Genomic DNA, 19,783 nt, shown 5'->3' on the forward strand with positions numbered 1-19,783 from the left:
GAGAATGAACCCCTAGGGTGACGAAGTATGGGAAAATCATATTATGTTAAATTTGAGACGCCAGAAGACCTCGTTAGTCCAATCTTAGAAGCCGTAAGAGTAGCATCTACTAGCGGTAAAGTCAAGAAAGGAACAAACGAAGCAACTAAGGCAATTGAACGTGGTACTAGTAAACTAATTGTAATCGCTGAAGATGTTGAACCTCCAGAGGTAGTAGCCCATCTTCCAATTCTATGTGAGGAACAAGGTGCAGCATATGCATTTGTACCAAGCAAAGAGGAATTAGGCAAATCATTAGGTATTGATATTACTTCTGCCGCTGCAGCAATTTTGGATGCAGGTGATGCACAACACATTGTAGACCAAGTTGTATCATCCATCGCTAAAATTAAAGGCGGTAAGACTGAAGAATGAGTCAAAACGCTGAAGAAGTAGTTCAATCTGAAATTATTCAAATTGTTGGTAGAACCGGTATTGCTGGTGAAGTAATTCAAGTTAGAGTTAAAGTTCTTACTGGTAAGGATAAAGGTAGAATTCTTACAAGAAACGTCAAAGGTTCTGTTAGAATGGGAGAAATTCTAATGCTAAGAGAAACCGAGAGAGAAGCAAAGAAAATTCATTAGGTGTTAAGATGAGTCTTTTAGTTAAACCCTGTAATTTCTGTGATAGACCAGTTGCAAAAGGATCTGGTACTATGCTTGCTAAAAATGATGGAACAGTTCTATGGTTCTGTTCTGCAAAATGTAAAAAGAATGCACTAGTCTTAAAACGTGATCCAAGAAAACTAAAGTGGACAAAAAAATACGTTAAAGGCGGAATTAGAAAGAAGTAGAATTGACTGAACAATCATTATTCATTGTAAAGCCGGATGCAGTAGCTAGAAATCTAGTTGGTGAGGTTGTAACAAGATTTGAAAAAAAAGGATTCAAACTTTTGAAACTAAAGATGTTTACATTTACTCAAGCACAGGCTGAAAATTTCTATGGGGTTCACAAAGACAAACCCTTCTTTGGTGAGTTAACATCATTTATCACATCAGGACCTGTTGTTGCTGCTATTATTGAAGGAAACAATGCAATTGCAACTACAAGAATTATGATTGGTGCAACAAAGTCTTTTGAAGCAGAGCCTGGTTCTATCAGAGGTGACTTTGGATTAGGATTTAGTGAAAATATTATTCACGCATCGGATTCACAAGAAAGTTTTGATCACGAATCGAGGGTAGCATTTGAGTGATCTGATTTGCATATTCGTCAGCCCATAGTGGCAGTTCTTGGTCATGTAGACTCTGGAAAAACATCTCTTTTAGATAGAATTCGTGGAACAGGTGTTCAAGGTAGAGAAGCAGGTGGAATTACTCAACATATTGGTGCAAGTTTTCTTCCAACTGAGACTATCAAAGAAATGTGTGGTCCTCTATACAAAAAACTAGAACAATCAGAAAATAAAGTTCCAGGTCTATTAGTAATTGATACACCCGGACACGAAGTGTTTACAAATCTTCGTTCAAGAGGTGGATCTGCTGCTGATATTGCAATCCTTGTCGTTGATGTTAATCGAGGATTTCAACCTCAAACAAATGAAAGTTTAAAAATTTTACAAAGTAGAAAAGTTCCATTTGTTGTTGCACTAAACAAATGTGATCAAATTTCAGGATGGCGAAAATCTGAAACTAAATTCATTTCACAAGCAATCAAAGAACAAGATGCGTCAATTCAAGCTGATTTGGATCAAAAAGTGTATGATGTTGTTGGAACTTTGTCTATTTTGGGATACAAATCAGAAGCATTTTACCGTGTAGAGGACTTTAAATCAGAAATAGCTATAGTTCCAATCTCTGCTCGTTCAGGAGTTGGAATTCCTGAATTACTTAGTGTTTTAGTTGGGTTGACTCAACAATATCTTCAGAAAAGACTCAATCAAGATGAAAAAGAACCACGTGGTATTATTCTAGAAGTTAAAGATGAAGTTGGTTTGGGCCAAACTGCAAATGTAATCCTAATTGATGGTATTATAAAAAAAGAAAATAGCATTGTTGTTGCAAAACGTGATGGTGTAATTGTTACAAAACCTAAGGCGTTACTTTTACCAAAACCTCTTGATGAGATGCGTGATCCTCGTGATAAATTCAAACCTGTCCCTCAAGTAGAAGCAGCAGCTGGATTCAAAATTGCATCACCTGATTTAGAGGGCGTATTGCCTGGAAGTACTCTTTATGTTGCATCAAATGATGAGGAGATTGCAAAGTATACTGAACTCATAGAGTCTGAGATGAAATCTGTATTTGTTGATACTGAAACTAATGGAGTTATTCTAAAATGCGATACTATAGGCTCACTTGAGGCAATAATGGAAATGCTAAAACGATCTCAAGTTCCTGTCGCAAAAGCTGACATTGGTCCTGTAACAAGACGAGATGTAATTGAAGCTAAAGCCATCAAAGAAAAAGACAGACATCTAGGTGTAGTTTTAGCATTTAATGTTAAGATGTTAGAAGATGCACAAGATGAATCAGAAACAAGCCACATCAAATTGTTTGAGAACAAAGTAATTTACAGTTTAATTGACAACTATAACGCTTGGGTAGAAGAAGATTCTGCCAACGAAGAAGATGCAATGTTTGCAGAGTTGACACCCATATCAAAATTCTCATTTATGAAAGGAATGGTGTTTAGAAACAATAATCCTGCGGTCTTTGGTGTACGTGTAGATGTTGGAAATCTAAAACACAAAATCCCGTTTATGAATATGAAAGGACATAAGGTTGGATACATCCATCAATTACAATTAGATAAAAAAACAGTATCTACTGCAAAAACAGGAGATGAGGTTGCATGTTCTGTAAAAGATGTCACAATTGGAAGACAAATTTTTGAAGAAGAAGTGTACTATACATTTCCACCATCACATGAGGCAAAACAAATTTTAAAAAAATTCATGCACAAACTAAGTTCTGAAGAACAAGAAGTGTTTAATGATATTGTCAGAATTCAAAGAGAAATAGAACCCGTATACGGCTACTAACTAGAGTGTTTCTTACAGATCATATGAATTCCAGGAGCACCAACTGCTCCCATCATCTTATCTACAATTTGCCCTGACTTGAACATGATGAATGTAGGAATTGATTGTACTGCATATTTTGTAGATATGTTTTGATTATTATCGACGTTAACTCTTGCAAATTTTACATTTGGATATGTCTTTGATAGACTCTCAAAAATTGGATGCATTGATTTGCATGGGCCACACCATTCTGCCCAAAAATCAACCAGCGTTGGATTCTCAGCAGATATTGTCTGGTCAAAATTAGTATCGTTCAAATCAATAATTCCAGGCTCGATTTTAGGCTCTGGTTTTGGTTTGAGCATTTCTTCCATCTTTTTTTGCATAATTTTTGCTATTTCTGGGTCTTCAGACAATACTATTGAAAATTCTGTTCTACTAAAAAATCTATGTTGAAAACTAATCGTCTTCTGTTTTTATTGGAATTGCTTCAAATCTTCGAGATTTACAAATTGGGCACTGATCAATATATTTAGTAAAACTAACAGAAGTATATGCAATTCCACATTCTCCACAAATTCTAAGATTTCTTGCTAGTTTACCCATTGTTTATTGAAAAAAGTATTGTGATTAAAACTTAGCTTTTATTTTTTTACCAGAATTGCCACCAAGGTTTTACGGATGGTTTTTCCACAATTGTGCAAATTCCATCAATTAATTTTGTTCCAGGACCACAAACCCCAAATTTTTTCTCTTTAACAATTGGTTCTTCTAGTCCTACTGCTTGGTAAATTGAATCATATTCTGAAAAGTTTTCATCAAACCATTCCTTGTAAGTTGCTTCATTATTGTATCTGTCAACATAACTCTGTGGATCTTTAGTCTTATCGACAAATGATGCTGGGATTCGTAATGGTTCTTCTAGTCCTACTGCTTGGTAAATTGAATCATATTCTGAAAAGTTTTCATCAAACCATTCCTTGTAAGTTGCTTCATTATTGTATCTGTCAACATAACTCTGTGGATCTTTAGTCTTATCGACAAATGATGCAATTCCTAGTTCTTCTGGCTCCGTTGTTGTATTTGTTGTTGGCTCTGGATCTGTTGTTGGCGTACTAAGTGCATCATTGACAGTAATAGTTAGTGCTTCACTGTCAGAAAGTCCATCTTTTTTTGCAACAACATCAAATGTGTATGTCTTTCCTCCATCAGAACTAGATGGTGTCCATGAAAAGACACCTGTGTTTGAAATGATTTTGGCTCCTCCAGGTGGATTATTTGCTAAACTAAATACAACATCTGTAACTGAGTTATCTACTAATTTGACTGTAAATAGGAGTAATTTGCCTTCATCTATGTTCAATTTACCTAGTGGACTAATTTGGATATTTGTTGATTTTGGGGTTGCTGTAAACTCATTTGATGGGCTACTTGTTCCTGCATCATTAATTGCTGAAACTCTGTAAGTATACATGGAATTTATTGAAAGATTCTTGTGTGAATAAGTTCTAGTCGCACTTTCTGTGTCTGCAACTAGTGTTGTGTATGAACCTCCATCTTTCTTTACTTCAATTTTGTAACCAATAATTGGGGAATTGCCATCCTCTACTGGTGCACTCCATGCTAGATTAATCTGAGATGATGAAACAATTGTTGCTGTTAATTTTATTGGTGGTGATGGAATTGATACATCAACTGCAGTTGATGTTATTGGCTCTTCTGTAGTATCAGTAGAATCATCTCGTGGTGTAGCAGAAGCTGTTGGTGATTCACCTGTCTGGCCAAATCCAATTTCTGCACTAACTGCAAACGTGTACTCCTTGTCAGTTGCTAAACTTGATACAATAAATGATGTTGTTCCAGCATTTGTATTTCCTATTGGATCATATACTCCTGGAATTACTTCTCGTTTGATTTCATATCCGCTTATTGATTGACCAAATGTTTCAGATGGTGGCAACCAAGAAAGTTTGATTTGACTAGGTGAAATTGCAGATGCTGTTAATGCAGTTGGTGTAGTTGTATGTTGAGGTTTTGCTGAAACGCTAGATGTTGAGTCACTAGTACCTGCTGAATTTATTGAATAAACACGATAATAGTAAGTGTCACTAGAGTCTAATCCTTGATGAATAAATGATGTTGATGTACTACCGGAATTCTCTACTGCTGTGATATAATCTTCTGAGCCAATTTTATACTCAATTTTGTAACCTGTTATATCTGGAATATTGTCATCCATTTCAGGCGCATTCCATGAAATAATTATTGATGTTGGAGATACTGGTTTTGCTTTAAGATTCTCAGGTCTGTCTGGGAGCAGGATTGTGGGGCCTGAATTAAGATCAAAAACTTGAATTCTGTCATTGTCTGAATCTGCAACCAACAACAGATCATTTGTTGTATCAAGTGCTATTCCCAAAGGTGTATCAAAATCACCATTTCCTGTTCCTGAGGAACCAAATTCTTCAACGAAACAAACACCATCAACAACTTCTTCTGTACTTGATGGGCAGGTATTACCATCCACTATCTCAAAAATCTGAATTCTGTTGTTATCAGAATCTGCAACATAGAGTAAATTATTTGCAGAGTCATATGCAAGTCCTGCAGGATCATCAAATTCTCCCTCATCTGTTCCAGAAGTTCCAAATTCTTTTACGAAACAAACACCATCAATTACTTCGTCTGTCCCATTGGGACAAGTAGTTCCTGTAACTAGCTCAAAGACTATGATTCTGTCATTGCCAGAATCTGATACATATAGCATTTGTTCAGAATTATCAATTGTCATAAATGTTGGATTTTGAAAATCATCATTCCCATCAAAAGAATCAAACTCAAACATAAAGTCACCATCTTCATCAAATACAGAAATTGAATCTGTATCTGTACTAGAAACTAGGATCTCATTTGTTGATTCTTGAATTACAATTCCTTTGGCAGAACCAAGGTATTCATCTAAACCACTATCTGATGAACCAAATTTTAACTGAAACTCTCCATCATCATCAAAGATTTGAACTCTTTCATTACTTGAATCTACAACAAAAAATTTCCCCAAGGCATCACGAGCTATTGCAAGTGGGTTGTTAAACTGGCCATCTCCATCCTCATCTGCTCCATCTGCATTATCATTACAGTCATTAATTGATGCAATGTTACAAAATGTTCCATATTTAAAATCAAAATCTCCATCGTCCTCAAAAACACTAATTCTATCATTATTACTATCTACGACATAGAATTTATTTCCATTAATATCCACTATCACATCTGTTGGATTGTCAAATTCATCTTCATCTGTACCAGTTGTACCAAATTTGAAAGAAAATTCAGGTTCTGCATATGCTATTTGTATTGATACAAAGCAGAGTGTGAGTAAGAAACCAAGAATTATTTTATTTTTCAATTGTAACTATACACCTAAATTCAAATCTAATAAATCAGATAATAAATTTCACTACCTATTTGATCAATTGAGATTTACTATTTTTGGAGATTTTTCTAGATTCTAATGTATTTTCTAGTTTTAAAAATAATTATTGCTGGTACAGCTACATACATTCCCAAATTCATCAAAATCACACCTATTCCATATCCTAGTACCTCAGAGTCTGTTTCTGCATATGACATTACAGATAGGGTTGATAGTAATGGAGTGATTCCAATTTTTACCATCTCTTTGAAAATAGGGCTCTCTCTTTCCATGTTTGCGATATGTGGTGAGAATGAATAGTAGAATTCATTGAATCCAGTCATAAATGATATTCCTGAATCAGTACTCATCAATTGATTGTCTCTGATTTCTCTTAACAATTGAACTTGTGGAGCCATCTCAGAACCATATGTAGCCGTTGCAATAAGGCAACCTCCACCTTTAGAATTATCTACAATTACACACATTCCATCAACAAGATCAGTTCCAACTCCACATTCACCAAACTCTTCTTCTACAATCTCTTCTTCATCTAGTCCAACTGCTTCGTAAATTGTAATGTCTGGATATGTTTTATCAAACCATGCTTTGTAAGTTGCTTCATTATTGTATCTGTCAACATAGTATTGTGGATCCAAGTTTGGATCAACAAATGGTGCCAACTCTTTAGGTGCTTTTAGTCCTACTGCTTGGTAAATTGAATCGTATTCAGGAAAGTTTTCATCAAACCATGCTTTGTAAGTTGCCTCATTATTGTATCTGTCAACATAACTCTGTGGATCTTTAGTCTCATCAACAAATGATGCTAATGCAATTGGTGCTTTTAGTCCTACTGCTTGGTAAATTGAATCGTATTCAGGAAAGTTTTCATCAAACCATGCTTTGTAAGTTGCCTCATTATTGTATCTGTCAACATAACTCTGTGGATCTTTAGTCTCATCAACAAATGATGCAATTCCTAATTCTTTAGGTTCTGTTGGAGGCTCTGGAGTTGTTTCTTTAGGTTCTGTTTTTGGTTCTTTTACTGGTTCAACATATGCTTGCTTTACTGTAATTGTAATTGATTCTTTGTCCTCTTGACTTCCATGAGTCACTATGACATCAAAATTGTAATGTACATCTTGAATATTTCCTTGTGATTTTGATGGAGTCCAAACAAATTTCCCAGTGGTTGAATCAATTGTAGCTCCGGTTGGTGCATTCTTTAAACTAAAAACTGGATTTTCAATTGAACTATCTGTAATGCTAGCTGTAAATGTTATAGTTTTTTCAACGTCTACTGTTTTGTTTGGAATTGCATTTAATTGTAAAATTGCATCTGGAACAATGAACACTTTATCCCCATCATATTCTAGTTTGATTGTAAAACCATCTTTTTCTTGTTGTGAATCTACAAATCCAGTTGCATTGTAGATTCCTTCACTCTTGAAGAAATTTGTTACTGGTCTTGGAATTACTGAAAACTCTCCCTCTTGAGGAGTTGGATCTGATAGCATTCCCTCAAAGTTTCCATTATTATCACGAATTATGACAAAAATAACTTCTGTACCATTTTGAGTTCCAATGAATTTGATATTTTCTTGGTCAGTGTAAAAGCTCTTTTCTAGAGTCATTGAAGTGACTATGGCATAAGCTGGAGTTAACATTAGGAAAAATAATGAAAATACTGCCAAAATTCCTATCTGCGTTCTCACAGTTCTGATTTTGTAACTTTGGCTTTTAAAAAATACGACTAATTTGTTCTATGCATTTGAGAATAATATTTCACCATTTTTACAAATCTAGTAAAAATCTCATATAGACGCCGTTATCCTGTTTAATCTCCATGTCGTAAAATGTTGGTGCTTTAATTTCGACTTTGAAATTGTGCTTTTTGACATCTAGTGGTTCCCCATAAGCTACTCCGTTTATGATGTAACCATCGTCTTCTTTGATATCAAATTCTATTCTTTTAATTGCAAATCCTTCAGTAATTAGCAGAAATGGAATTTCTTCTAACCAGCTATACAAAAGATAACGAATATCTTTTCCGTTTGCTGAAAATTCTTTATGTTCTTTCTCTTCAACCTTATCTTGATCTAATGTTAGATTAATTTCTGCATCTGCTGCTACTGCAAATGCTTCCTTTAGATCTTTAGCTGTAACTTCGATTATTGCATCAGTTGCATGATCTAAAAACTTGTAACTCAATTGAAAATTTGTAATCTTTCTGATTATTAATTTAGATGGTATTATTCTGCTTTCTCATCCATTTCTATGATGCCAAACATGTTTCCTTCAGTATCTGTGCATTGTGCAAACCATCCTATTTTTGCTATTGCCATTTTAGGAATTAGTAGATGTCCTCCATTTTCTGTAATTTTTTTTGCAAATTCATCAACTGATGGAACAGTAATTGTGTTAGTCATTCCCATCTGTCCTGGCATTCTTTTTGACATTCCTCCATCTATTCCTGGTTGTTCTGTTCCAGTTTTTGCCATCCAATAATCCATTGGACCATCCCATTTCTCAAATTTCCAATCAAACACATCACCGTAGAACTTTTGTGCTCTCTCTGGATTATCAACTGGAACATCAAACCATGAGACTCTTGGCATGATAATTTTATTTTTTAACAATATTTAAAACTGATCTTATTTCATTTGGAAATTTCACTATTTTAAAATTAGATTACATTTTGATTCATTCAATGAAGGCAACGTGTTTTGATGGAAAAAATATGATTTATGATGATAATTACCCTGATCCTAAACCTGGCGAGGTATTGGTTAGAGTCAATTTAGCTGGAATTTGTGGAACTGATTTGGAAATTTTAGATGGATATATGGCATATGATGGGGTATTGGGCCATGAGTTTGTTGGAACTGTGGAAAAATCTGAAAATTCTAATTTAATTGGAAAACGAGTTGTAGGTGAGATTAATGCAGGATGTGGTATTTGTAAATCATGTGAGATAGGAATGGCTAGACATTGTCCAAATAGAACTGTTCTTGGAATTTTAAAACGAGATGGCGCATTTGCAGAATTCCTTTCACTCCCTGAAAAAAACTTACACGTGATTCCTGATAGTATATCTGACGAGCAAGCAGTTTTTGTTGAACCACTAGCTGCTGCTTTTGAAATTAAAGAACAGGTGGCATTACAACCACAATGGAGTGTAGCTGTAGTTGGTGATGGACGATTAGCTCAATTAATTATTCAAGTTTTAAAATTAACATGTCCCAATCTAACATGCTTTGGTAGACATGCAAGTAAACTTGAGAGTTTAGTAAATACTGGAATTAAAATCAAAATTGGTATAGAGTCTTCTGATGAACAATCTTTTGATTTAGTAGTAGAAGCTACTGGAAGTAATTCTGGATTTCCAGATACTATGAAATTGATTAAACCTCGTGGGACTGTAATCTTAAAATCAACTATTGCATCCAGAGAAAACCTTGATTTGACTCCTACAATAGTTAATGAAATCACCTTGATTGGTTCTCGCTGCGGATTATTCAAACCCGCAATAGATGCATTAGCAACTAGACTTGTTTCAGTCGATTCTATGATTGATTCTACATTTCCATTAGAAAAATTCTCAGATGCAATTGAGCATGCAAAAAAACCCAATACTTTGAAAGTTTTTCTCAAGCCTTGATTTTTACATAAATTATGACTAGAATGTCGTAGTTTTTACTCGTAAGGTAATTTAGTAAGATTTCATTGCCAGAAGCAAATGGAACCAATTGATTCTTTTTTAATATGGATTGCAGAGTTTTTAGGAGATCATCTCTATGAGGGAATTTTTCTTGCTGCACTACTTGAAACTATAATTCCGCCTATTCCAACATTGGCAATATTTCCAACTGCTGGATTTCTTGCATCCCAACAGGGTATTTCTTTACTGGGTTTAATTCCAATGATAATACTTGGTGCAATTGGTGCAACAATTGGAACATCTGCAATCTATCTTATTGCATTAAAACTAGGACGTGTTGTCTTACTTCGATATTTGAAATACGTTAAGGTCAATGAGAAAAAACTAGCTCGAGTTGAGATTTGGTTTGAAAAATATGGGGACAAGGCAGTATTTTTAGGAAGAATGGTACCTGTAATGAGGGAAATGATTTCTGTTCCTGCAGGATTATTAAAAATGAAAATTCCTAAATTTGTAACATACACATTTGCAGGTTCATGTGTTTGGTCTACAGGAACAATACTGTCAGGTTATTATTTTGGCGAAGCAATTGGTCTTGGCACTAGTGGAATTTCATCATTGCCTTAAATATTAAAAATAACAAAAGGAGTTTGACATCCTATTTGTTTGGCTGGATGCTGACAGGGATTCTTCAATACTCCCCCCAGTATTTGAGGAATTTCTGTTTTTAAAAACTACCTAATGTTTTTTGTTTCTTTTCTTCCCAAATTAATTCACGCATTCCCAATTGCATCCTCAATGAATTTGCAGTGTGTGGACCAAACCCTTCAAAGTGATTATTTGTCATTATCATTGCGTTTGGAATATCTTTGATGTCTTGAAGTTTTTTTGCCCAATTTGAAATCAATTTATCTTTATTTTTTACAACTTTTCCAAATTCAGAATCTGGGATGGATCTGTCTCCAATTAATCTAACGTAAAGATAGTCTGATGTTATTGGCATTGGGTTATTCACTCCTGCAACTTCGTTCCATACAAGACAATGTTTATGTTGTTTAAGATATGCAATTGCATCATCAGAAAACCACGATTCATGTCTGCCTTCTATAGGGTATAGAAAATCATCAGGAAGCAGTTCAAATAATTCTTCTAGTCTTGGTCTTGCTTCTTCAAATGTTAATGATGGGGGGAGCTGCAAAACTAGTGCTGAAATTTTTTCATGAATTGGAGAAAGTGATGCCAAAAATGAAAAAACCTCTGAATTTACTCTTTCAAGTCTCTTTTCATGCGTAATAATTGATGGAAATTTCGCTGTAAATCTAAAATGTCTGGGGGTATCAGCATTCCAACGCCTGACAATTTCTTGTGCAGGAATTCTGTAAAATGTTGAATTAATTTCTGTGATCTCAAAAAGTTGAGAATAGTATTTGAGCCATTCTGAACTTTTTAGATTTTTAGGATAAAATATGCCTGACCATCCTTGATAACTCCACCCTGTACATCCAATTTTGATATTCATTGTACAAAATACAATGAATTTGTTTTTACAATTAAGGCTAACTAATTATAAAAATAATTGGAACTTAAGACCAGCAACGATTAGTTGTTTGGTGAGAGCTCCAACTAAATATGATGATGTGAATTTTGTATTTAGAACATACTGATCAATTCTACGTGTTGGTTATATGTAAAGTCTAGTTTGATCCAATCTATGAGGAAACTGGCAATATTGATGATGTTTCTCTTTACTATATCAATAATACCTGCTTTTGCTCAAAATACCCATTTAGATGAAGAGGATGAAAAAATTAGAGCAGAAATTCTAGAATGTGAAGATAGAGTTTTTAATGATACTTCTTTAACTGTTGCATCAAAAACTGTGCAAAAAAGAAACTGTTCATCTGAAATTCGAAAAATATATGCTGAAATTGCATTAACACATGAGGATCAAGATGAAATGAAAATTAAATATCAAAATTTACAAAAATGTGAGGATTGGAAATTTCAATATGAATTCCTAGATGAGGCTAACTTTAAGATTCAAAAAAATGCGCAAATGGTTCAAAGCTGCATCACACTATACAATGATCCATTGTGGACATATGATGGAGATGACAGAAAAAAAATATTATCAGATAGATTAGCTGCTATTCTAGTTGATAATCCTATAAAGAATAATTTCTCTGATACATTGATAGATAATTTACAATATGATGTTGATAGAATATCTTCTTTGGAGAAGAGAATTGCTGTCTTAGAGGGTAAACTAGATGACAAAGACTTGATAATTAGAGAGCAGATGAATGTAATTGTAAATCTAGCCAATTCATTGAAAAATGTAATATTTGATGGGATGCAATTTGTATATCCATTTGTTTAGAATTAAAAACGAAATAGGAAACGAGGTATGCTAGAAAACCAAACGAATTTTGGATACATCTACCCTTTTCGTGTTTTCCTTTTTACTATCTGCCCACTTCCTCAAAGTTTCTCCTCTGAATCTTAGCAGGTATGATAATCCTCGTCAAGTAAATCTAGGTAAGAATAAAATTTAAAGAGTACTGGAGTGATTACTAAAATTTGTTTATAAATATATTAAAAAATAAACATATGTACATGATCTTGTTGATCTGCTTTATTATTAATTATCACATATGAATAATGAAGACAGAATATTGGGATATTCAAGCACAATATCCTATTGTCGTGTTACATGCCAACGCATACTGCTTGGCATTGTAAAGGATAACCCACAGAAAACTTCTGTCTTTTATTTTTTTGATTGATTAATCTTTTTTGGTAATTCAATGATGAATCGAGTTGGGTTATTTTTCACAGATATTTTTCCGTTATGTTGTTCTATGATTGACTTGCAACTAGCAAGACCCAATCCTGTTCCTTCTTGTTTTGTAGTGTATAGTGGCTCAAAGATTTTTTCTAGTTTTTCTTTTGGAATTCCAGGACCACTATCTTCAATCTGAATAATTACTTTATCTCCTCTGACTTTGGAATTAATTTTAATCTTCCCTTCATCTTCTATTGCATGCATTGAATTAATTACTAAATTAATTAATACAACTTTCATTGCTTCAAAATCACATTCTATTTCTGAATCTTCAGAAACAATCTCCATACTAATTTTATTTGATTTGGGTAGATCATTAATTACAGAATCTAATATTTCTTTAATTTTGTGATTAACAAATTCCATTGGTTTTCCTTTGATAAAATCAAGTACGTTGTCAATTTGATGTGTAATTCTATACATTGCATCCTCTATCCTTTCAAATTTTTCAATATCTTCAGTAGACAAATTTTTGTTAGTTGATTTTATTAAATCTAAAGATACTTTGATTACAGTTAGTGGATTCTTTATGTCATGTGCAAGACGAGATGCAAGCTCACCAATTGATGATAACTTTTCTTGCATTATGATTTTTGATTTATATTTTTCAAGTTCTTCTGACATATTATTTAAGGAAATAGATATTTCATTTACATCTGAATTTATTGATTTAATTTCTTTTTTGTTAAAATTCCCCATTGAAATTTCTTTAGTTATTTCAATTAATTCAGAAATTGGTTTTGAAATAAATCTAGATGTGAACATAATTATTATGATTGCAGTGATGATTGCAGCAACTGATGAACCTAGAAATACATTTTTCATATTTTCTTCAATTTTATTTACATTACTTTGAACTTGCTCCATTGTACTTATCTCCATTCTAGAGTTTTTGTCAATAACATTATGAAAATCTATTTCTGCTTTTTCTATTAGTGGTATAATTTCAGTACTACTAATTTGATTATTTTGAAATTGTGTAAATATTTTATCATGATCTTCTACTGATTGTCTTATCAATGATACACAATCTAGAATTTGTTCTTGAGTTTCAGCTGATGCAAGATATTCTCCATTTGGATTTTGTTTATAGGCAATGGCAAAATAATCGTCAATTTTCTCGTTTAACTCATTTTTTGATTTTTGATATTTTTCTTCAATTTTTTTAGTGTCTTCTAATCCGTTTTCATTAATAATCATCATATTTGTCATATGCATTTCTTGAAAGTTTGTCTTGATTTGTTGAAGTACTGTGATAGATGGAATGCTCATTATTTTATGGTACTCTGAAATAGCTTTGATTTCTTGAGAATATTGCCACTGCATAAAACTTGAAATCCCAAATATTACAAAGAGTATTGTAAATCCTATTATGATTATAGATTTTGTTCTCAATTATTCCTTTGTTATTTTACTAAATGTAATAAAGTAATGTGTAAATTTCTAGTTAACAGTTTAAATTATTTTGACAATTTTTTTGCTTTTGCAAACACTGCAGACCATTGACTCCAGACTAGTCTGCCTGTCTGTGTGTTTTGTTTTGATGGATGATAAGATGTGAGAATTTTGAAATTCTCATAAGAAAATAATATGTTATGACCAAATTTTTCTGGTTTTACTTTGTATAATTTACAGGTAGCATCATATGCAATTTTTCCAAGACACAAAACCACTGTAACATTTTTTAGAATTTCTTTTTCTTGTTCTAAATAATTAAAACATGTATTCATTTCTTCACGTGTTGGTTTGTTTTGTGGCGGTGCACATCTTACTGCTGCAGTAATGTATGCATTGTGTAAAATTAATCCATCATCTGCAGTTTGACTAGTTGGAATTGATGCAAATCCATGCTTATGCATTACTTTGAATAACCAATCCCCTGATGAATCCCCTGTGAACATGCGGCCTGTTCTGTTTCCTCCATGAGCGGCTGGTGCCAATCCTACGATTAGTAATTTTGCATTAACATCTCCAAACCCGGAAAGTGGTTTGCCATAGTATTTCTCCTCCTTGAATCTTCTTACCTTGTTTTTTGCAACATCTCTAATGTATTGTGATAACCTTGGGCATTTTTTGCAGTTTGCAATTTTTTTGTTTAGTGATTGTAATGTTTTCAACTGAAATTCCCTATGTAAATTTATCAGTAAACACTACTTTATCTAGAGAAAGCTGTCCACCACGTGGCATTGCAGGTTTTGTTTGTTTTCCAACTGCTATTAACATTGAAATTATATGATCTTGTGGAAGTTTAATTATTTCTGCTACTTTATCAGGATCAAAACCTATCATTGGGTTTGAATCATACCCCATTGATTTTGCTGCAAGCATAATGGTTTGAGCTGCAATTCCACATGAACGCATTGCTTCATCTCTTTGTACTTGATCTTTTCCCTCATAAAATGGTCCCATTGCAGAGACTAGAAACTCTTGAGCTTCTTTTGGAGCATTAACCCAATACTGGCTTGGATTATTTTTCCATGATTTTAAATCAGCACATAACACTATGAGTACGGATGAATCTGTAACTTGAGCTTGATCCCATGCTGCTGCACGAAGTTGTTTTCTAATTTCAGGATCTTTTACTAGAACAAATCTCCAATTTTGCATGTTAAATGAAGTTGGAGACAAAACTGCTAATGACATTAGTTTGTTTATTTCATCATCTGAAAGTTTATGATTGGTATCATAGTGCTTTACAGAACGTCGTTCTTTAATGGCATCAAATGTATCCATGTTATTTTCTAATTTATTCTCTGTAAGAACTTTTTGTATGTTTAGAATTTTTATGAATCATTTTCAATAAAATGTGACTCGATGTTGCCACAATTATTTTCATAATGCATTACTACTCCATGCTCTAGTTTGGTTGTTCCGATATATTTCATGATGTTTCTTACAATTTTTCTACTTAACAAAATGTGTGTTCAAAAAATACACTATTTTTTTCAAAAATAACAAGCCTAACTATATGGTTTCTCAACAATTACTCTCTTCTAATGTAGACTTGAAATAACAAGTAATTTTTCACTAAAAAAATCAGCACACCTGGTTTTATTTAACATATTTTTTATGCCTATATTGTTTGAAATTCACAAAAATTCACTTCATTTGTAATAAAGGATCCGTCACAATGTTACGTCATAATGTTCCGATATCCTTTATATTCAATAATCTGAAAAAATCGTAATGAAAAGTACACAACTTCTAAGCGTTGTTTTTTCGCTGATTATGTTTACTGGCGTTACTGCTGGAAACACAGCATTTGCTGAATCAGATGACATTGATGATATTCTAGAAGATTTTTGTGAGATGACACTTGATGAACGTAGCGACATCATATCAAAATATGAGCTAGATGAGTATGCAGAAAAACTTGCAATCATCTGTGATATTGAAGATAAGGATGATCGTGAAAATTCACTTGACAGCGTCATTGATGCAATATATCTAGAAACAGATGTTTACGATGAAACATATGACGACTTTGATGATATCATTGAAGATTTTGAAGACTGTGTTGAAGCTGGATATCCTGTAATGGAATCATACCCAGAACAATGCATGACCGATGACGGTAAAGTCTTTACAAATACAGACGATGATGATTCAGATATAGACGATGACAGATACGAAGATGATTTTGATCTTGATGACTTGCTTGATAGATACTGTGAGCTAACTACTGACAAAAAACGTCAATTACTTGCAGACCATCCAAGACTTGCACCATTTACTGACAGACTAGCAAACTATTGTGATTTGTCTGAAGATGAACAAGATGCAATCGATGATTTAATCGAAGAGCATGGAGACAAAATTAGATCAGAACTGAAAGATTATGCTAAAGACTATCGTGTGGATCATTCAAGAGATATGAGAATGGTGCTTGACAAATACTGTGGCATGACAGATGCTGAGAAAAAAGCATATGTTGCAGAGCATGACAAAGCAGCAGAACATGTTGATAAGATGAATCGATTTTGTGCATTAACTGATGAGGATTCCAGAATGGATTTCATTCAAGAGCACAAGGCAGAATACATGATACACATGAAAGACAAAATGTCAGATAAAATGCATGATAAGATGACTGACAAAAAACACATGGACTATGATAGACTGTGTGCAATGACAGATTCTGAACGTGCAGCAGAAATTGATGATTCTGAATTACTTGATAGGATCTCTAAATGGTGTCAAATGACCCCTGAGGAGAGAAAAGAGTACAAAAAAGATCACATCAAAGATACAGTCAAAGATCACATGAAAGATAAATTCTCTCATATGGAATTTGACCGATTCTGTAAAATGACTGATTCTGAACTAGCATCTGCTACCTTTGATGCAGAATTTGTAGATAGAGCCTCCAAATGGTGTGATATGACACCTGATGAGAGAGCAGACTACAAAAAAGATCACATGAAAGACAAAATGTCTGATGTTGCAAAAGACAAAATTGCAATGAAACTATCTGACAAATCTGATAGACTCAAAGCAATGATCATGAACAAACAAGATATTTCTGATGAGAGAAGAGATGAAATAAAACAAAAATTCATTGAGAAACATGGTGATTTGACTGACAAGAAAAAGTCTGAACTCAAAATGAAGTTCAAAGATCATATGAAACGAATGGATGTCAAAATCTCTGATGAAAGAAAATCTGCAATTCATGATAGACTAGCTGAGATGAAAGCCTTCAAGGCAGATCTCCGTGAAAGATCATCTGATTTAACCGTCGAGGAAAAACAAGAACTTAGAGCCCAATTCATTGAAAAGGCAAAAGACATGCAATTAGCATGGATTAATCCACGTGTTCAAATGACTGCTGGCATTGATGCTGCAGAAGTTGAATGTAGAGAAGGATTTAGCCTTGTGATGAAAGCATCAAACGGTGTAGCTATGTGTCTCAAAGCAGATACCGCACTTAAGATGATAGATAGAGGACAAGTAGTTCCTGCTAACTAACTTTTTTTCTTTTTTATTTTTTTAAAAATTATAGTTTTAGAAATTTTTGAATCAAAAAAACTCTACGATGATTTTATGTTTGTGTTGCATTTGATTCTGAAATCGCACACCCAAACCTTTGAGCCCATGAATAATCTGAAAATTCACTTGTACTACAATACCGTGTGGAAATCTCTGCATGACCGTTATTTAGTAAAGCAGAGTTTAGTGATTTTCCATTACAGAAAACGTTTGCAAGTAACCTATCATACTGGTCATAAGGCTGTAAATCATCTTGATCAATTGTAACAAAACTCCCTATTGGACACATTTTAGCAGTAAATGAAGTAGCTTCAGAAAATCCAGACTCATTTTTTTCAGGTGTATCTACAAGGGATAATCTAATTTTATAATTTGTAGTGTAGATAGTATCACCATCCACAATTTCTGTAATTAACTGTGAAACACATTTGGCATTTCCAATGCATTTATGAGAATCAAAATCTTGTTTGGATTGAACTGGTTCATTTTTGTAAATATTATCAAATTGTTCTTGTCCAACTTCTTTAGCTGCAAGTCCTGTCTTTTCACCTGTGACAATGTCTGATCCAGTTTGTGATTGATACACTAATCCTGCTGCAATGAATAGCACAAAGGGCACTACAACTAGTGCTGCAATGGATAATGGTTTCACAAGGATTTTCTAAAAGGTATAAACTTAAGATTTTCTACTATTCTATCTGCCTAATTATGGAGTGGGTGTTGAAACAATACATTCTCCTTCATATTCAATTTTAACTCCATGACATACTGCATCTTCAACACCGCAACCATAAGTAATTCCATCTTCACCGCAAACAGGATCATAAACAAGACATTGAATTGAACAATCTGGTACAAATTCTGATTCTTGAGGGTTGATAGGTGGATTCAATCTTTGTTCTTCATCAATCCTCTCATAGCATTTTTCTAATTCATCTACTTGCCCAATGTATTGCTCTCTACATTCTTGCTCTAGGTATGTTTTTTGATATAATTGCCATGTGGCCTCATCACGTGTTTCTTCAGATGTATTTTTAAAATTTTGCTGTGGTATTGATTGTACAAAAAAAACTGCAAAAATTATAGCAACAATAATTGGAATAACTATAGCAATAATTAGGAATGGTTTCATTTCTTTTCCTTGTTATCTTTTTTATTAAATATAAGATCAGAATCCCCTTCTTTCTTTTGATATTCCTCAAATTCTTTTTTTTGTTTTATCATGATTTCTCTATAATCCTCATCTTCCATGATTTTTTAGAATAAATTCTAAACATAAGCGTATTGGAATCTAACTCTCTGAATCTGTTTTCTCATTAATTATGTGATTATGAATTATTCTTGCTTCTTGCCATGAATGCCACACAAAATTCCATATTAGATCATCAATGTCTTGTCTGTGTTTTTCTGTTAATTGCATGTTTTGTAAATTGTAAATTATCTTCCCTCTCATTGTTCCCAATCGTACGCCTAACATCACACATTCTCTATTGTTTTTTGGTAGTTCTTTACCTCTAAAATTTTCAGGCTCTGAATCAAAATTCTCAAAATGTTCTTTTTGCCATCGAAACTTTGATTTCTCAAAAACTTGAAGAATCATAGATATTGTATCATAGTCTAAGTTTTTTTTATCTAATTTTTTTTTGATTAAATTTTCAGATACTTCCTTTCGTTGTCTACTAAGTTTTTTCTCTAGTTCTTTTAGAGATTTTGATTTTTCATCATTCATGATATTCTGTATGGTCACATTTTGGGCAATAATATTCAGTAGGAATATTTTTTGTTTTATTTCCACGTCTTTTGATTTTGAGTGATGTGATGTTCATGTCAACATCACACTTTTTACAAATTTTAACCATGAATTATC

General features: G+C 33.4%; 24 protein-coding genes. 9 read left to right on the top strand and 15 right to left on the bottom strand.

Going from position 1 to position 19,783, the window contains the following annotated elements; all coding sequences use genetic code 11:
• Positions 1-27: 27 nt before the first annotated feature.
• The 5 genes from rpl7ae to infB are packed head-to-tail and all read left to right on the top strand — an operon-like array spanning position 28 to position 3,024.
• The gene (rpl7ae, locus tag C5F49_RS01165) at positions 28-414 is read left to right on the top strand and encodes a 50S ribosomal protein L7Ae (protein ID WP_179362941.1); all 387 of its coding nucleotides are present in this window, start codon (positions 28-30) and stop codon (positions 412-414) included.
• A complete protein-coding gene (locus C5F49_RS01170; protein WP_179362942.1) occupies positions 411-623 on the top strand; it encodes a 30S ribosomal protein S28e in 213 nt (70 codons plus the stop codon). The genes rpl7ae and C5F49_RS01170 overlap by 4 nt, the downstream gene beginning before the upstream one ends.
• Before the next feature lie 8 nt (positions 624-631).
• A complete protein-coding gene (locus tag C5F49_RS01175; RefSeq protein ID WP_014964376.1) occupies positions 632-832 on the top strand; it encodes a 50S ribosomal protein L24e in 201 nt (66 codons plus the stop codon).
• 2 nt (positions 833-834) lie between these two features.
• Positions 835-1,236: a nucleoside-diphosphate kinase gene (gene ndk / locus C5F49_RS01180; RefSeq protein WP_179362943.1), complete on the top strand. Its 402-nt coding sequence runs from the start codon at positions 835-837 to the stop codon at positions 1,234-1,236.
• A gap of 6 nt (positions 1,237-1,242) precedes the next feature.
• On the top strand, positions 1,243-3,024 hold the full coding sequence (gene infB, locus C5F49_RS01185; RefSeq protein WP_179362944.1) for a translation initiation factor IF-2: 1,782 nt from the start codon (positions 1,243-1,245) through the stop codon (positions 3,022-3,024).
• Here the strand turns inward: infB and trxA are convergent.
• The 6 genes from trxA to C5F49_RS01215 all read right to left on the bottom strand — a co-directional run bounded on the left by trxA (position 3,021) and on the right by C5F49_RS01215 (position 9,039).
• Complete coding sequence (gene trxA / locus C5F49_RS01190; RefSeq protein ID WP_179362945.1) at positions 3,021-3,422, bottom strand: thioredoxin; 402 nt, start codon at positions 3,420-3,422, stop codon at positions 3,021-3,023. The two genes, infB and trxA, sit on opposite strands and share 4 nt — an antisense overlap.
• Before the next feature lie 43 nt (positions 3,423-3,465).
• Positions 3,466-3,612: a hypothetical protein gene (locus tag C5F49_RS01195; protein WP_179362946.1), complete on the bottom strand. Its 147-nt coding sequence runs from the start codon at positions 3,610-3,612 to the stop codon at positions 3,466-3,468.
• A gap of 46 nt (positions 3,613-3,658) precedes the next feature.
• Positions 3,659-6,415, bottom strand: coding sequence for a fibronectin type III domain-containing protein (locus C5F49_RS01200; RefSeq protein ID WP_246275352.1), 2,757 nt, complete (start codon positions 6,413-6,415; stop codon positions 3,659-3,661).
• A 95-nt stretch (positions 6,416-6,510) separates the two neighbouring features.
• Complete coding sequence (locus C5F49_RS01205; protein ID WP_179362947.1) at positions 6,511-8,136, bottom strand: Ig domain-containing protein; 1,626 nt, start codon at positions 8,134-8,136, stop codon at positions 6,511-6,513.
• A gap of 79 nt (positions 8,137-8,215) precedes the next feature.
• Positions 8,216-8,632 (bottom strand): archease, encoded by a 417-nt coding sequence (locus tag C5F49_RS01210; RefSeq protein WP_179362948.1) that lies wholly within the window; start codon positions 8,630-8,632, stop codon positions 8,216-8,218.
• 41 nt (positions 8,633-8,673) lie between these two features.
• Positions 8,674-9,039, bottom strand: coding sequence for a VOC family protein (locus C5F49_RS01215; protein ID WP_179362949.1), 366 nt, complete (start codon positions 9,037-9,039; stop codon positions 8,674-8,676).
• 92 nt (positions 9,040-9,131) lie between these two features.
• On the opposite strand from C5F49_RS01215, the gene C5F49_RS01220 reads away from it, so the two are divergent.
• Both C5F49_RS01220 and C5F49_RS01225 read left to right on the top strand, forming a co-directional pair.
• On the top strand, positions 9,132-10,082 hold the full coding sequence (locus tag C5F49_RS01220) for an MDR/zinc-dependent alcohol dehydrogenase-like family protein (protein ID WP_179362950.1): 951 nt from the start codon (positions 9,132-9,134) through the stop codon (positions 10,080-10,082).
• A 78-nt stretch (positions 10,083-10,160) separates the two neighbouring features.
• On the top strand, positions 10,161-10,709 hold the full coding sequence (locus tag C5F49_RS01225) for a DedA family protein (protein ID WP_179362951.1): 549 nt from the start codon (positions 10,161-10,163) through the stop codon (positions 10,707-10,709).
• Positions 10,710-10,809: 100 nt separating this feature from the next.
• On the opposite strand, the gene C5F49_RS01230 is transcribed toward C5F49_RS01225, so the two are convergent.
• Complete coding sequence (locus C5F49_RS01230; RefSeq protein WP_179362952.1) at positions 10,810-11,601, bottom strand: DUF72 domain-containing protein; 792 nt, start codon at positions 11,599-11,601, stop codon at positions 10,810-10,812.
• A 213-nt stretch (positions 11,602-11,814) separates the two neighbouring features.
• Here C5F49_RS01230 and C5F49_RS01235 point away from each other — a divergent pair, with 213 nt between their 5' ends.
• Positions 11,815-12,462 (top strand): hypothetical protein, encoded by a 648-nt coding sequence (locus C5F49_RS01235; RefSeq protein WP_179362953.1) that lies wholly within the window; start codon positions 11,815-11,817, stop codon positions 12,460-12,462.
• A 390-nt stretch (positions 12,463-12,852) separates the two neighbouring features.
• Here C5F49_RS01235 and C5F49_RS01240 read toward each other — a convergent pair whose 3' ends face one another.
• The 3 genes from C5F49_RS01240 to C5F49_RS01250 all read right to left on the bottom strand — a co-directional run bounded on the left by C5F49_RS01240 (position 12,853) and on the right by C5F49_RS01250 (position 15,660).
• The gene (locus C5F49_RS01240; RefSeq protein WP_179362954.1) at positions 12,853-14,253 is read right to left on the bottom strand and encodes a sensor histidine kinase; all 1,401 of its coding nucleotides are present in this window, start codon (positions 14,251-14,253) and stop codon (positions 12,853-12,855) included.
• Positions 14,254-14,387: 134 nt separating this feature from the next.
• Positions 14,388-15,044 carry a uracil-DNA glycosylase gene (locus C5F49_RS01245; protein WP_179362955.1) on the bottom strand — a complete coding sequence of 219 codons (657 nt, stop codon included), beginning with the start codon at positions 15,042-15,044 and terminating at the stop codon, positions 14,388-14,390.
• Between the two features lie 10 nt (positions 15,045-15,054).
• The gene (locus tag C5F49_RS01250; RefSeq protein WP_179362956.1) at positions 15,055-15,660 is read right to left on the bottom strand and encodes a nitroreductase family protein; all 606 of its coding nucleotides are present in this window, start codon (positions 15,658-15,660) and stop codon (positions 15,055-15,057) included.
• A 453-nt stretch (positions 15,661-16,113) separates the two neighbouring features.
• Here C5F49_RS01250 and C5F49_RS01255 point away from each other — a divergent pair, with 453 nt between their 5' ends.
• Complete coding sequence (locus C5F49_RS01255; protein ID WP_246275353.1) at positions 16,114-17,895, top strand: ABC transporter substrate-binding protein; 1,782 nt, start codon at positions 16,114-16,116, stop codon at positions 17,893-17,895.
• A gap of 73 nt (positions 17,896-17,968) precedes the next feature.
• Here the strand turns inward: C5F49_RS01255 and C5F49_RS01260 are convergent, their stop codons facing one another.
• The 5 genes from C5F49_RS01260 to C5F49_RS01275 are packed head-to-tail and all read right to left on the bottom strand — an operon-like array spanning position 17,969 to position 19,775.
• Positions 17,969-18,568, bottom strand: coding sequence for a thermonuclease family protein (locus tag C5F49_RS01260; RefSeq protein WP_179362957.1), 600 nt, complete (start codon positions 18,566-18,568; stop codon positions 17,969-17,971).
• 54 nt (positions 18,569-18,622) lie between these two features.
• Complete coding sequence (locus tag C5F49_RS01265; protein WP_179362958.1) at positions 18,623-19,048, bottom strand: hypothetical protein; 426 nt, start codon at positions 19,046-19,048, stop codon at positions 18,623-18,625.
• Positions 19,045-19,167, bottom strand: coding sequence for a hypothetical protein (locus tag C5F49_RS09655; protein WP_281361118.1), 123 nt, complete (start codon positions 19,165-19,167; stop codon positions 19,045-19,047). The genes C5F49_RS01265 and C5F49_RS09655 overlap by 4 nt, the downstream gene beginning before the upstream one ends.
• A gap of 40 nt (positions 19,168-19,207) precedes the next feature.
• Positions 19,208-19,645: a hypothetical protein gene (locus C5F49_RS01270; protein WP_179362959.1), complete on the bottom strand. Its 438-nt coding sequence runs from the start codon at positions 19,643-19,645 to the stop codon at positions 19,208-19,210.
• The gene (locus C5F49_RS01275; RefSeq protein WP_179362960.1) at positions 19,638-19,775 is read right to left on the bottom strand and encodes a zinc ribbon-containing protein; all 138 of its coding nucleotides are present in this window, start codon (positions 19,773-19,775) and stop codon (positions 19,638-19,640) included. Before C5F49_RS01275 ends, C5F49_RS01270 begins: the two co-directional genes overlap by 8 nt.
• Between the last annotated feature and the right edge of the window lie 8 nt (positions 19,776-19,783).

Source organism: Nitrosopumilus oxyclinae, assembly GCF_013407165.1.
Lineage (GTDB): Archaea > Thermoproteota > Nitrososphaeria > Nitrososphaerales > Nitrosopumilaceae > Nitrosopumilus > Nitrosopumilus oxyclinae.

Coding starts and splice junctions, on each gene's coding strand:
- rpl7ae (WP_179362941.1), top strand. CDS start 28: ATGGGAAAATCATATTATGTTAAATTTGAGACGCCAGAAGACCTCGTT.
- C5F49_RS01170 (WP_179362942.1), top strand. CDS start 411: ATGAGTCAAAACGCTGAAGAAGTAGTTCAATCTGAAATTATTCAAATT.
- C5F49_RS01175 (WP_014964376.1), top strand. CDS start 632: ATGAGTCTTTTAGTTAAACCCTGTAATTTCTGTGATAGACCAGTTGCA.
- C5F49_RS01195 (WP_179362946.1), bottom strand. CDS start 3,612: ATGGGTAAACTAGCAAGAAATCTTAGAATTTGTGGAGAATGTGGAATT.
- C5F49_RS01215 (WP_179362949.1), bottom strand. CDS start 9,039: ATGCCAAGAGTCTCATGGTTTGATGTTCCAGTTGATAATCCAGAGAGA.
- C5F49_RS01220 (WP_179362950.1), top strand. CDS start 9,132: ATGAAGGCAACGTGTTTTGATGGAAAAAATATGATTTATGATGATAAT.
- C5F49_RS01225 (WP_179362951.1), top strand. CDS start 10,161: ATGGAACCAATTGATTCTTTTTTAATATGGATTGCAGAGTTTTTAGGA.
- C5F49_RS01230 (WP_179362952.1), bottom strand. CDS start 11,601: ATGAATATCAAAATTGGATGTACAGGGTGGAGTTATCAAGGATGGTCA.
- C5F49_RS01235 (WP_179362953.1), top strand. CDS start 11,815: ATGATGTTTCTCTTTACTATATCAATAATACCTGCTTTTGCTCAAAAT.
- C5F49_RS01240 (WP_179362954.1), bottom strand. CDS start 14,253: ATGCAGTGGCAATATTCTCAAGAAATCAAAGCTATTTCAGAGTACCAT.
- C5F49_RS01250 (WP_179362956.1), bottom strand. CDS start 15,660: ATGGATACATTTGATGCCATTAAAGAACGACGTTCTGTAAAGCACTAT.
- C5F49_RS01255 (WP_246275353.1), top strand. CDS start 16,114: ATGAAAAGTACACAACTTCTAAGCGTTGTTTTTTCGCTGATTATGTTT.
- C5F49_RS01265 (WP_179362958.1), bottom strand. CDS start 19,048: ATGAAACCATTCCTAATTATTGCTATAGTTATTCCAATTATTGTTGCT.
- C5F49_RS09655 (WP_281361118.1), bottom strand. CDS start 19,167: ATGGAAGATGAGGATTATAGAGAAATCATGATAAAACAAAAAAAAGAA.
- C5F49_RS01270 (WP_179362959.1), bottom strand. CDS start 19,645: ATGAATGATGAAAAATCAAAATCTCTAAAAGAACTAGAGAAAAAACTT.
- C5F49_RS01275 (WP_179362960.1), bottom strand. CDS start 19,775: ATGGTTAAAATTTGTAAAAAGTGTGATGTTGACATGAACATCACATCA.